The sequence below is a fragment of the Pedobacter sp. TM02 genome, from assembly GCF_059705275.1.
Window position 1 is genome coordinate 3,950,279 of the sequence record NZ_AP046530.1, and the last position, 12,627, is coordinate 3,962,905.

The window sequence follows — 12,627 nt, forward strand, 5'->3', positions numbered from 1 at the left end:
GCTTCCTGCCTAATGCTCCGGCATCGGTCATTAATTTCATATCATACAACTTACATCTATATCTATATCTAGATACTATTTATTATTTTTGTAGCATGGCAACAGAAACCAAGGAAGAAACATTTACGCTAGACGAAATTCTCACTTCGCTGAAAACCATTCATCGCCTTATTCTCTGGAACGATGATGTGAATACTTTTGAGCATGTAATCTGGTGTATGATGAAATACCTTGACTACACGGAGGCACAGGGCGAAAAAATTGCCTGGGAAGTACACAACAAAGGAAAATGCGCCATTTTAGAAGGTTCGTTTACCGAAATGGAAGTTTACCGCAAAATTCTGCAACAAGAAGGCTTAACGGTTACTGTCGATTAACGTTATTCCTTTACAACTAACGGCGAAGCACACAAATAAGAAAAGCCTTAATGGTTGGCCTAATTTTTAACCACCTTAGACGCCTCAGGCTAAACCCCAAAGCATGCGACAAAAGAAAAGCCCGAATAACCTTAATGCCTTAATGGTTAGCCTAACCTCTAACCGCCCTAGGCATCTAACCGCCCTAGGCATCTAAGAAATTCATTACAAAATCTTTAGAAAAAAGATTGAAATGTTCTTATTGGTTAAAAACACGCCCAAACAAAGTGGCTAACACATTCGTCTATTTCAAATTAGCCAACAATTTGGCCAGCTCTGCTTGCGTACTTTGGGTTTTATCCTTAGCATACCAACCATGTAGTTGTTCGGCAACCAGCATCATATCGGAGTTTTCTTTCTTCCACTGCATCAATAAATCCTGAAGCACTTGAGGCCTTGGTCCCCATTTGGGCAAAACGAGTTCTTTTTGTTCGTTAAGTACCAAAAGTACCGGAATAGCCCTGCCGTTATTGGTGAGGTGGGCATCAATCAGTTCGAGATGTTGATCGCGCAGGACCAGCTTAAGGTCGAATTGATCGGGCGCATGTTCAACCAATTTGTTAATTACAGGTACAATTTGAGCGGCATCGCCACACCAGCCTTCGCTGATTACCAAAAAGTGGTACTTGCCTTTTACTTTGCCCATGGCCTCCAGAAGATCGTTACCCAGCACCGTGGTTTTGTCGACCCGGTTCATGCGTTGCACGTTCATCTTGGTATAATGCAACATGGCTTCCGAATGATCGGGGCCCGTAGTTTTGCCTTCGGCCAGGAGTTGGTTTACCAATTCGCGATAAGCAGTATAACTTAAACCTTCGTTATCAAAAATATTACCGTAATTTATCATGTTTTAGCTGTAATAAAATAGTTACGCCTCGTTTTTTTAAACTTTCTCATCCGACCTTTGTCTTCCAATTTAGGAAAAACTAAAAAAGAGCAAGATTTAGATGAAAAATAGTATCCGCAAAGTTCTGTTATTGACTTTAGCTATTTGTATTGTAACTGTAAAACTTTCTGCACAAACCAATAATATCGGCAAAATAACCGGAAAAATCATTGATGCACAAACCAACGAAACCATTCCGTTTGCTTCGGCCATGCTGATCGATAAAAAAACGAAAAACACCATCAAGCTGGTGCAAACCGATGTTGATGGTCTTTTTGCCATTACCAATATCCCCAAAGGCACCTTTACTTTCAAGGCCAGTTATGTGGGCTACCAAACCATGGTACGCGATTCGGTTACCATTTCAGATGCGGTTAAGGAAATCAGCCTGGGCAGCATCAGGATGAAAACCGCCAAAAGCAATGTTTTGAACGAGGTAACCGTTACCGCACCCAAAACAACCATGCAATTGGGCATCGACAAAAAGGTATTCTCTGTTGACCAAAGTTTGGTAAGCGAGGGTGGTTCTGCATCCGATCTTTTGCAAAACGTACCTTCGGTGCAAACCGATATCGACGGCAATGTAAGCCTGCGCGGTTCGTCGGGCGTAAAAGTGCTGATTGATGGCAAGCCTTCGTTAATTGCCGGCGGCGACGTGGCCCAGATCCTCAAATCCATCCCCGCCAGTTCAATCGAAAGCGTGGAGTTGATTACCAATCCATCGGCCAAGTACGATGCCGAAGGACAATCGGGTATCATCAACATTGTATTGAAAAGAAACAAGAAGCTGGGTTTTAATGGTTCTTTGGCTTTAACTGCCGGAAACCGCGATAATTACAACGCCAACACCAGCATGAGTTTTCAAAACAAACAAATAAACCTTTACGGCAATTACAGCTACCGCTATGGCAACCGTGTGGGTGGTGGCTACAACAACATCGCTTATTTTAATGGCACCGGTCCAACCGGCTATGCCAACCAGAATACCGATTCGAAAGGTTTGGAAAAAGGACATAACCTGAAGGCCGGACTGGATTATTACCTGGCCGAAAAAAGCGTATTGAGTTTCTCTACAGGGCTCAACATCAGAAACAACAACCAAAACGAGTTTTTGTCTATAGACCAGTTAGGCGCTAACCTTAATCCATTGGCACTCAGCCACCGCTCTAACGATAACAATGGCAAAGGCAACAGCTACGATTTGAACTTGGATTTTTCTCAGAAATTTAAAAAGCCTCGCGAAGAGCTTACGGCCAACATCAGTTTTTCGGAAGGCACGAACGATAATTTCCAGACCTACAACACCAACATTTACAACATTAACGGCAACCCGGTTAGCGGCACGCCCGACATCCAGCGCAACGACAGGGACGGACTGAACCGCAACTACAACGCGCAGGTAGACTATACCTTGCCTGTTGGCAAGTCTGGCAAAGTTGAAGCCGGCTACCGCAGCCAAATCCGTATTGCCGAAAGCTCTACCTATGCCGATGTATTAAGCCCTGTTGATGGCAATTACAATTTTAACTATTCGTTAAGCAACGAGTTCAATAGCAAAGACCAGGTACATGCCATTTATGTAAACTACCAAAACCAAATCAACAATTTTGGCTATCAATTTGGTTTAAGGGGCGAAGATGCGCGTTTAGATACCCATTTAGGCGCTTACGACATCAACTCTAACTTGGCTTATACTCCAGGCAAAGTAGCTTATACCCGTTTATACCCAAGTGTTTTCCTTACCCAAAAGTTTAAGGGCGACCAACAGGTACAGTTGAGCTATAGCCGCAGGGTAAACAGGCCACGTGGCTGGGACACCAACCCTTTTCTTGATGTTTCAGACCCTTTAAACTACCGCCAAGGCAATGTAAACCTTAAACCTGAAGACGTACATGCTTTTGAGTTGAGCTATAGCAAATTCTGGAAAAAATTCTCTTTGGTTTCGTCGGCCTACATGCGCCAAACCAACGATGTGATCCAAAGGATCAGAACTGAACCTGATGCCAACGGAATTACCATCAGCACCCCACAAAACTTAACCCGCAGCATCGCCAGCGGCATAGAGCTGATTGGTAAATTCGACCTGCTCAAAGCTTGGAACTTTACCGCCAACGTTAACCTTTACCAGAGCAAGATCGTGGGCGTTCCGGCATTTGGCATCGTAGAAAACTCGGGATTTAGCTACAACGCCAACTTAACCAACAACTTTGTATTGCCATACAGCATCACCCTGCAAATCAAAGGCGACTACCGCTCGCGCGAGGTGATGGCCCAAGGCATCAGAAAAGCGATGTACGGCATGGATGCAGGCGCCAAATACGACTTCAAAAACAAGAAAGCCAGTTTGAGCCTAAACATCAGGGACGTATTTTCGACCAGAAAATGGCAGATGACCCAAAACGGCAATACTTCATTGATTGATTTTAGCCGCTACATGCAAGGCACCATGGGCAACCTCACTTTTTCTTACCGTTTTGGAAAAACCAGTTTTGGCTTTAAGAAAACGAAAAAAAGCGATGATGAGGGTGGCAGACCAAACGAAGAAACCTTTTAATTGATTAGCTTAGCACCTACCTTGAAAATCCTGACATCCTTTTTGTTGCTTGTTGCTTGTTGCATGGCTGCTTTTGGCGCCAAAGCGGCAGAAAAGGGCATTATTCGGGGTAAGGTAATTGAGGAGGTAGGCGCTTTGCCTATTCCCTTTGCTGTAGTAGCTGTTTTTGAGGGCACCGCAGAACAGCCCTTGTCTACCATCCAAAGCGATGAAAACGGTATATTTAAATTCGTGAACCTCAAACCCGCCACTTACAGGCTAAGGGTAAGCTACGTGGGCTTTGCCAGTTTGGTGGTCAACGACATCATCATTACCGAAAAAGATTTCGACAAAAACCTGGGCAACCTGAAGCTCAGCAACGAACAGAGCAACCTGAACGAAGTGGTAATTACCGCCCCCAAACCGCTGGTAGAATTTGGCGCCGATGTGATTACCTATAACGTAGGCTCGTCGATACTGGCCGAGGGGAGCACCGCAACAGACATCCTCAAAAACGTACCAATGGTGCAGGTCGACATCGACGGCAACGCAACCATTGCAGGCAAAAGGAGTACCCGTGTTTTTATTGACGGCAAGCCTTCCGATTACATGACCTCCAACATTACAGACCTGCTCAACGTATTGCCTTCTGATGCCATCGAAAAAATAGAGGTCATGACCAATCCGCCTTCCAAATACTCGGGCGATGGCGAGGGCATCCTCAACATCGTAATGAAAAAGGGCTTCAAAGTCGGTTTTAACGGCAATATAGGCATAACCGCCGGCCTGCAGGGCAATACCAACACCAATGCCAATGCCTCCTACAGGGGCAAAAACTATAACCTGAATGGCAGCGCGGCCTATCGGCAGAACATCGGCAAAGGCAATAGCGAAAGCTACCGCACCAATTTCTTTCCCGATACTACTTTCTATTACAACCAGTTTAACAACAACCGCAACAAAAGCGACGGGGGTAATTTTAGGTTGGGGTTCGATTGGGACATTACGCCCAAGCAAAGCCTCCGCATCTCTACCAACTACAACATCAACAACAGCAATAGCCGTTCGGGCAACGATTTTTATTACCTCAATGAAGACCAGATAGCCACCCGCCTGCGCAACCAGCAGAACCTGGGCGACGGCAACAGCCATAACTTTGTTTTTAATGCCGATTACAACCTGCAAACCGATACCGTTGGAGGCAAGCTGACCATGGGCATTACCGCCAATACCAATGCCAACAACGACCTGCGTTCTTACAACCGCACCTATGCCTTTCCGGCCAACTTAAACCCAAGCCTGCAGCAGAACGACAACGAAATCAGTAACCAGGGACTGAACTTTAACCTCGATTATGACAAGCCGGTTTTTAAAAAGCGCGACCAGTTGGAACTGGGCATGGCCTTTAACTACCGCAAAAACGACAACGACCTGCTGGTGCAGAACTTCAATTACCAAACCGAACAGTACCTCACCAATAAAGCCCTCACCAATAAGTTTTTTTATAATGAACACATCCTGTCGGGTTATGCTTCCTATAATTTGAGGCTCAATGGCTGGGGTTTTAAAGGTGGATTGAGAGCTGAATACACCGATGTAAACTTCGACCTTTCTACAGGCGCCAATTACCATGTAGATCCTTACCTGAGCTTGTTCCCCAACGTATCAATCAACCATTACTTCAAAAAACGCTATAATTTCGGAGCGACCTACAGCGTACGCATCAACAGACCCCGAGAAAACACGTTGAACCCACAGGTTAACAATGCCGATACGCTGAATATTTCTTACGGCAATCCCGATCTTTCGCCGGCCTACACACACCAAATGGATTTCAGTTTTGGTGCCTTCGGACAAAAATGGTCGTTTACGCCACGTATTTCCTACTCAACCGCCAGGGGCGTAATCGAACGGTACCGTATGGTTAAACCAAACGGCGTGTCAGAAAGCACTTTCGACAATGTAGGAACCAACCATGCTATTGCCTTGATGCTGATCGGTAACTTTAGGCCTACCAGCAAAATTTCTACCAATGGCAATTTCAGTATAATCCAGAGCCGGTACAACTCTAAATTAAATTCTTCGTTAAACCGCGACGGATTGAGCTTAAGGGCTTCCTTGGGCTTTTCGATGCAATTGCCGTTCAAAACCGCTTTCGAGTCGTACGTAAACTACGCCAACAACATCAATGCGCAAGGCCGTAACAAAGGATCGATCAACAGCAGCTTCGGCGCCAGGAAAACCTTTTTTAAAAACACCCTGAGTGCACGCATCAGCACAAGCGACCCTTTTGGCCGCCGCAACAACAATTCGTTTAACCAAGGCACCAATTTCACCTCGCAGAGCTATTCTACTAACAACTCGAGCAATGTGAGCTTCAGCTTAAACTATCGCTTTACCAAAGTGAAAGTAAACAAGGTAACCATCCCACCTCCACCTGTACCCGTAAAGCAGTAGAAGAAGTTCACGGGTTCATTAGTCATAGGTTTATTGCTAACTGACAATTGTAAACTCAGTGCCCAACCTCAAATTACATTTTCCATCTTCCGTGTTCCAGCTTACCTCTGCGCCCTAACTAAAGACTATGGACTTCCCGACTATCGACTAACCGACTAAAATCGTATCTTGCAGCCATGGACAAGGATAATCCCTGGAAAATACTGGAAAGTCAAAAAATCTACGATAACAATTGGATTTCGCTTACCGAACATCAGGTAATTAACCCTGCTGGCGGTAAAGGTATTTATGGCGAGGTGCACTTTAAAAATACGGCCATTGGCATCATTCCTTTGGATACCGATTACAACACCTGGCTCGTTGGGCAATACCGATTTCCGATCAAGGCCTACAGCTGGGAGATTCCAGAAGGTGGAGGTTTATTGGGCATCCATCCCGAAGAAGGCGCCCGGCGGGAGCTGGCTGAAGAAACCGGATTAAGTGCCGGCCGTTTGACAGAAATCCAACGGATGCACCTTTCCAATTCTGTAAGCGACGAATTGGCAATCATTTATGTAGCCCAAGACCTCCAAATGGGCATGGCATCGCCCGAAGAAACCGAGGAACTGGTTATCCGCAAACTGCCGTTCGAAGAAGCTTTTCAGCTGGTTTTAGACGGAACCATTACCGACAGCATGAGCGTGGCAGGCATTTTAAAAACCAAGCTATTGATACAGGAGGGTAAAATTTAATTTTTATGAGAAAACTGTTCGGCTATATCCTATCGCCAATATTCTACATCTTTTTCGGACTGATGCTTGGCATTTTCCACCCCATCCAATGGATATGCTATAAACTATTTGGCTACAAAGCCCACAAAAGATCAGTCGACTGCCTGAATTTTTTCCTGACTTATTGCAACTGGTTTCTGCTCAACTCGGTTACTTTCGTGAACCAGCAAAACCTGCCAACCGACAGACCCATTATTTTTGTGGCCAACCACCAGAGCATGTACGATATTCCGGGATTGATCTGGTTCTTGCGCAAGTACCATCCCAAATTCATCTCAAAAATAGAACTGACTAGGGGCATTCCGTCTATTTCCTACAACCTCAAATACGGTGGCGGCGCCAATATCGACCGTAAAGACGGCAAGCAATCGGTACTCGAAATCGGGAAGCTGGGCAAGCGGATGAAAGAAAACAATTGGTCGGCCGTAATTTTTGCCGAAGGCACCCGTGCCAAAGACGGCAAAGTGAAGACTTTTCACGTAGGAGGCATTGCAACCCTCCTTAAAAGAGCACCCAATGCCTTGCTGGTACCGGTAGCCATAGAGAATTCGTGGAAAATTGTGCGTTACGGCCTATTTCCATTAAGCGTAGCCGAAGCCATCAGGTGGACCGTGTTGGCACCTATCGAACCGGCAGAAAAACCGGCAGAGGATATTACCTTGGCCGCCGAAGTAGCCATTAAAGCCAAACTCCATCAATGAGCTTCATGAAGATCCTAAAATATTTTCTCCTTTGCTTCTTAAGCATCAGTTTAAGCGCAAACGCCCAAAACAAAAAAACAACAAACACCTTGTTGTGGGAAATTTCGGGCAAAGGCCTAGAAAAGCCTTCTTATTTATTTGGAACCTACCATTTTGCCGGCAAAAGCTTTATCGATACCATGAAAATATTGAACCAAAAGCTGAACAACGCCGATGCGGTAGTTGGCGAGCTGGTGATGGACAATAACATGGCCATCAAACTGGCTCCCTATATGCTAATGAAGAATAATTTTTTAGACAAGCTCCTGAAACCCGACGAGTATCAAATGGTGGCCGATTACTTGAAAAAAGTATCGGGTTACGACCTTAAAATGTTCAATTCGATGAAACCCGCTGCCATTCAGGTCATGTTGCTGGCCTTTACCTCACCCGTTACTTTCAGCAAAGACAACCCTGCCATCGACCAATATTTTCAGGATGACGCCAAAAGCAGGAACAAAAAAGTATATGGCCTCGAAACCGTAGAAGACCAAGCCGATGTGCTATTGGGAGGAACTTTGGAACGCCAAAAAGAATTGTTGCTCAAAAGCATTAGCAAAGCAGAAAAAACAAAAGCCGAAACCCAAAAAATCTACGATTATTACATTACGCAAGACCTCGGAAAATTTGAAAAGCTATTTAGCCAAAACGAAGATTATACCTCGGAGGAAATGGACAAGCTTCTTAAAAATAGAAACCAAAAGTGGCTAACGCAGCTTCCGGCGCTCATGCAAGGCCAAAGCCTGTTTATTGCCGTTGGTGCCGGGCATCTGATTGGCAAAGATGGCTTAATCCAAGGCTTGAAAGCGCTGGGCTACACGGTTACGCCCCTGGCTACCACTGAGTAACCGGCTGGCGGTTTTCTGAATCGAGGCAATCAGCTTTAAACCCAACTCTGCGCTAGTTAGATATTCCTGCCGTCAATCAATTTAAAAAATTCGTCGCGGTAGGTATCGCCAATCGGGATGATTTTAGAAGCGATCGAAATCCGGCTTCGTTCAATGCTTTCGATCTTGTCGAGCGAAATGATATATGATTTATGCACACGGATAAATTCGCCCTTGGGCAGGGTTTCTTCCATTTTTTTCATGTTCTGCAAGGTAATCACACGTTCGGTTCTGGTAAAAATAGAAATGTAGTCTTTTAGCCCTTCAATGTACAGGATATCGTCGAGTTGGATTTTTTGGATTTTATGTTCTGTTTTCACAAAGATAAAATCTTGTACAGGCCCATTACCGTTGCTGGCGGCGCTTGGCGCGGGTACGGGTTCGGGCACTGGAGCAGGTACTGTTTCAGACCGTTGCAGACTTTTGTGTACTTTTTCTACCGCTTTGTAAAAACGGTCGAAAGCAATAGGCTTAAGCAGGTAATCAGACACGTTAAGGTCGTAGCTTTCCAGAGCATATTGCGAATAAGCCGTGGTGAGGATAAAATTAGATTTCTCGCCCGCTATCTTCAAAAACTGAATACCCGTTAAATCAGGCATCTGGATATCCAAAAACACCAAATCAATGCCTCCAGCCTGTACCAGTTGCAAAGCTTCGATGGCATTTTCGGTACGTTTAACCAGTTGCAAAAAGGGCACCTTCGAAACGTAATCTTCAATAATATCGAGCGCTAAAGGCTCATCGTCAACAGCAATACATTTTAAAATCATAAGTCTAGCATCAGTTCGGTTGTGTAATGGGTAGCCGAATTTACAATATTTAATTTATACCTTTCGGGATAGAGCAGTTGCAATCTTCGCTCTACGTTGTTCAGGCCTACGCCACCCATGGCATCTTTATTGGTTTTGCTCTTTTTGTTGGTTACGCTAAAGTGCAGTATTTTTTGGTTGGCGATGATATTGATCTTGATTGGATCTTCGGGATCGTTGGCCACGCCGTGTTTAAAGGCATTTTCGACAAAGGAAATCAAAATCAGTGGCACTATTTTTTGTCCATCAATCTCTCCGTTAATGCTGATTTCTACAGCCGCGCCATCTTTAAAGCGCAGTTTCTGCAATTCAACAAAGCTCTGTACGTATTCGACCTCCTTGTTGAGACTCACCCAGCTGTCGTTGCTTTCGTAAATCATATAACGCATGATTTCCGAGAGCTTTAAAATGGCATCGGCGGTTTTGTCTGATTTCTGGTAGGCCAGCGAATAGATATTATTTAATGAATTGAACAAGAAGTGCGGGTTAAGCTGCGATTTGAGAAACTGCAATTCCATGTTTTTCTTTTCGCTCTCCAAGTTCGACTGGATGCGCTGGCTCGAAAACCAGTCGGCAGCAAATTTAAGCAGCGAACTCATTACCAAATAAAAGCCGCTGGTGAATAGGGCCTGAACAATAAAATGGTCGTAAGACTGGTATTCCATCTCTTTGGCACCCCGTTCGGCAAACCTCAGCACCTCTTCCCTATACATAACGGCAAGGCCAAATTTGATGGCTACCGTAACCAGCAAAAGTCCTAAAACCGCAAATACATAAAGCCATGCCCTTTGTTTGCGTTTGGTAAAGCTGGGTATCAAAATCAGGTAGTTGATAAAATAGAGCGAGATGTTGATGATCAGGAAGGCCAGATGGTTGACCAGAAATTCATGAAGTGTAAGCTTATCCCTATTTCCGTATAATCCAAGCACAGTAAGGCCTATGATACCAGACCAGAATATGGAATTAATAATAATTGCACTTTTATTTTTCATGCCATTTGATGCTTTTATATCTATCCAAAGTAACTATTTCATTTGTTTTGGGCCCTTACTTTCGACGAACTGGCATTTTTTTTCTACCAATAGGCTAAAATAATCAATTACCGGCAAAACTATCCTTTTTAGGCGTTTATCGAGAATATTTTGCGCTTGGTCTAAAACATTTTAGCAGCATTTTTTTAATTATTCTATTTGTTTCAACAAAACAAAACGAACATGAAAAAGTTATCAAACGTATCGCCATTCTTACTTTTATTAGTACCAGTTTTCTTGATGATGGTATTGGCTTTTGCAACCAACAACATGGGCAACAGCCAAGACGAAGAGCTTGCGGCTAAAACTACAGGCACTACAGGTAACCTCATCAAAGCGGCAACTGCAATCGTAAAATAAGATGGAGAACAGCTACGCTATAGAAACAGTTGGCCTTACCTATAACTTCGGTGCACAAACCGTGGTTAAGGATTTGTCGCTACAAGTTCCGAAAGGAAGCATTTATGGTTTCTTGGGCCCAAATGGCGCAGGAAAGACCACAACCATAAAAATCCTGCTCAACCTGCTCAAATCTCCTGCCGATCAGGTATTTATTTTTGGCAAGGAAATCAACAGCAACCGCATAGCCAGCCTTAAGCGCATGGGTGCCCTGGTAGAACAGCCTGCCATTTACGGCCACTTAACCGGCAAAGAAAACCTGGTTAACCGTTGCCTGTTGCTGGGTATCAGGAAAAGCAAATGCGACGAAATGTTGGAATTGGTTGGACTTAAAGATGCGGCCAACAAAAAAGCGGGCAAATATTCGTTAGGCATGAAACAGCGCTTGGGTATTGCCTTGGCCTTGGTTTCAGACCCTGAGCTTTTGTTGCTCGACGAGCCTACTAACGGTTTAGACCCGAACGGCATTATCGAAATCAGAAACCTGATGATCGAATTAACCGCCAAGCACAACAAAACCATCTTGGTATCGAGCCATTTATTGGCCGAGATAGAAAGAACTGCCACTCACGTGGGCATTATCAATAAGGGTGAGCTCCTTTTTCAGGGTACCATCAGCGAACTTCAAGACCTGAGCAAGGTATCTGTTAAGATCGAAACCAACGACCAGGCCAAAGCTGTTCAACTGTTAGCCAGCACCGGAGTTGAAATTGTACAGCACGACGAACACAGCATTGCCATAGCTTTTAAAAACAGGGAAGACATGGGCCACATCAACACTTTGCTGGTACAGCATGGCTTAACCGTTTACAGCTTGGCCAAAGAGCGTAAAGACCTCGAACATTTATTCTTAGACATCACTTCAAAAAATTAATATCATGCGCTCATTTTTTGTATCCTTATCCTCAGAATTTTATAAGTCGAGAAAGACATTGGCTTTTTGGAGTGCGGTTTTATTGCCTGTGCTCATCTGCGTACTGATCAGCTGGGGTTTTGTTGCCAAGGCCGACAAATTGGTTAACGACCCCGCTCCTTTGCTTTGGTTCAGGTATATATCGGCCATCATTGGCGTAATGGGCGTATTGCTTTTGCCGGTATTGGTTATTTACAATACCTATTCCATTACCAACATGGAATATAAAGGCGATACTTGGAAAAGCCTCTTTTCTTTGCCATTACCGAAGCTATCGATTTATGCCAGCAAGTACCTTTATATTGTTTTTCTTACTTTCTTGACCATGGCACTGTTCAGCTTGCTCATCATAGCAACCGGACACGGCATCGAGTTCTTGAAACCCCAGTTAAAATTTAGCGCCTACAATCCGAACGAGCTTATCTTTAAGTTTTTCACCAAACTGTTCTTGTCTTCCATCGGCATCATTTCTATCCAGTTTTTAATGAACCTGATGTGGAACGACTTCCTGAAGCCTTTTGGCATCGGCTTTGTACTCACCATTTTAGGGATCATTACTTCTCAACTGAAATGGGATTACGTGAATTTCTTTCCTTATGCCTACCCAAATCTAACCGTGCAGAACATCATGCAATCCAAAGGCGGGATAGATAAGATCGCCATTTTTGACCAGGCTATTTACAACAGTTTGATTTGCGGGGTAGCGGTATTTATTATAGGATATTTCATGGTGGCCCGAAAAACCATCAAATAAGATAGGCTGATGCGTGCATCGGCCACATCAAG

The 12,627-nt window shown here is 44.3% G+C and carries 12 protein-coding genes; 9 read left to right on the forward strand and 3 right to left on the reverse strand.

Annotated features, from left to right (window positions below):
• The first annotated feature begins 95 nt into the window (after window positions 1-95).
• Window positions 96-377: an ATP-dependent Clp protease adaptor ClpS gene (locus tag AC6H1S_RS16985; RefSeq protein ID WP_199136137.1), complete on the forward strand. Its 282-nt coding sequence runs from the start codon at window positions 96-98 to the stop codon at window positions 375-377.
• Window positions 378-660: 283 nt separating this feature from the next.
• Here the strand turns inward: AC6H1S_RS16985 and AC6H1S_RS16990 are convergent, their stop codons facing one another.
• Window positions 661-1,263, reverse strand: coding sequence for a thioredoxin family protein (locus tag AC6H1S_RS16990; RefSeq protein WP_497564383.1), 603 nt, complete (start codon window positions 1,261-1,263; stop codon window positions 661-663).
• A gap of 100 nt (window positions 1,264-1,363) precedes the next feature.
• On the opposite strand from AC6H1S_RS16990, the gene AC6H1S_RS16995 reads away from it, so the two are divergent.
• The 5 genes from AC6H1S_RS16995 to AC6H1S_RS17015 all read left to right on the forward strand — a co-directional run bounded on the left by AC6H1S_RS16995 (window position 1,364) and on the right by AC6H1S_RS17015 (window position 8,650).
• Window positions 1,364-3,856 (forward strand): TonB-dependent receptor, encoded by a 2,493-nt coding sequence (locus tag AC6H1S_RS16995; protein WP_497564384.1) that lies wholly within the window; start codon window positions 1,364-1,366, stop codon window positions 3,854-3,856.
• 21 nt (window positions 3,857-3,877) lie between these two features.
• Complete coding sequence (locus AC6H1S_RS17000) at window positions 3,878-6,292, forward strand: TonB-dependent receptor (RefSeq protein ID WP_497564385.1); 2,415 nt, start codon at window positions 3,878-3,880, stop codon at window positions 6,290-6,292.
• 176 nt (window positions 6,293-6,468) lie between these two features.
• Window positions 6,469-7,023 (forward strand): NUDIX domain-containing protein, encoded by a 555-nt coding sequence (locus AC6H1S_RS17005; RefSeq protein ID WP_497564386.1) that lies wholly within the window; start codon window positions 6,469-6,471, stop codon window positions 7,021-7,023.
• 5 nt (window positions 7,024-7,028) lie between these two features.
• Complete coding sequence (locus tag AC6H1S_RS17010) at window positions 7,029-7,763, forward strand: lysophospholipid acyltransferase family protein (protein WP_497564387.1); 735 nt, start codon at window positions 7,029-7,031, stop codon at window positions 7,761-7,763.
• A gap of 5 nt (window positions 7,764-7,768) precedes the next feature.
• Window positions 7,769-8,650, forward strand: a complete 882-nt coding sequence (locus AC6H1S_RS17015) for a TraB/GumN family protein (RefSeq protein ID WP_497564388.1) — start codon at window positions 7,769-7,771, stop codon at window positions 8,648-8,650.
• A gap of 56 nt (window positions 8,651-8,706) precedes the next feature.
• Here AC6H1S_RS17015 and AC6H1S_RS17020 read toward each other — a convergent pair whose 3' ends face one another.
• Window positions 8,707-9,459, reverse strand: coding sequence for a LytR/AlgR family response regulator transcription factor (locus AC6H1S_RS17020; protein WP_497564389.1), 753 nt, complete (start codon window positions 9,457-9,459; stop codon window positions 8,707-8,709).
• Window positions 9,456-10,490, reverse strand: coding sequence for a sensor histidine kinase (locus AC6H1S_RS17025; protein ID WP_199136151.1), 1,035 nt, complete (start codon window positions 10,488-10,490; stop codon window positions 9,456-9,458). Before AC6H1S_RS17025 ends, AC6H1S_RS17020 begins: the two co-directional genes overlap by 4 nt.
• 222 nt (window positions 10,491-10,712) lie before the next feature.
• Between AC6H1S_RS17025 and AC6H1S_RS17030 the strand changes: the two genes are divergently transcribed.
• Genes AC6H1S_RS17030 through AC6H1S_RS17040 form a run of 3 tightly spaced genes read left to right on the forward strand, consistent with a single transcriptional unit; the run spans window position 10,713 to window position 12,595 of the window.
• Window positions 10,713-10,889, forward strand: a complete 177-nt coding sequence (locus AC6H1S_RS17030) for a hypothetical protein (protein ID WP_199136153.1) — start codon at window positions 10,713-10,715, stop codon at window positions 10,887-10,889.
• 1 nt (window position 10,890) lies between these two features.
• Complete coding sequence (locus AC6H1S_RS17035; protein ID WP_199136155.1) at window positions 10,891-11,802, forward strand: ABC transporter ATP-binding protein; 912 nt, start codon at window positions 10,891-10,893, stop codon at window positions 11,800-11,802.
• 4 nt (window positions 11,803-11,806) lie between these two features.
• Window positions 11,807-12,595 carry an ABC transporter permease gene (locus AC6H1S_RS17040; RefSeq protein ID WP_497564390.1) on the forward strand — a complete coding sequence of 263 codons (789 nt, stop codon included), beginning with the start codon at window positions 11,807-11,809 and terminating at the stop codon, window positions 12,593-12,595.
• Window positions 12,596-12,627 lie beyond the last annotated feature (32 nt).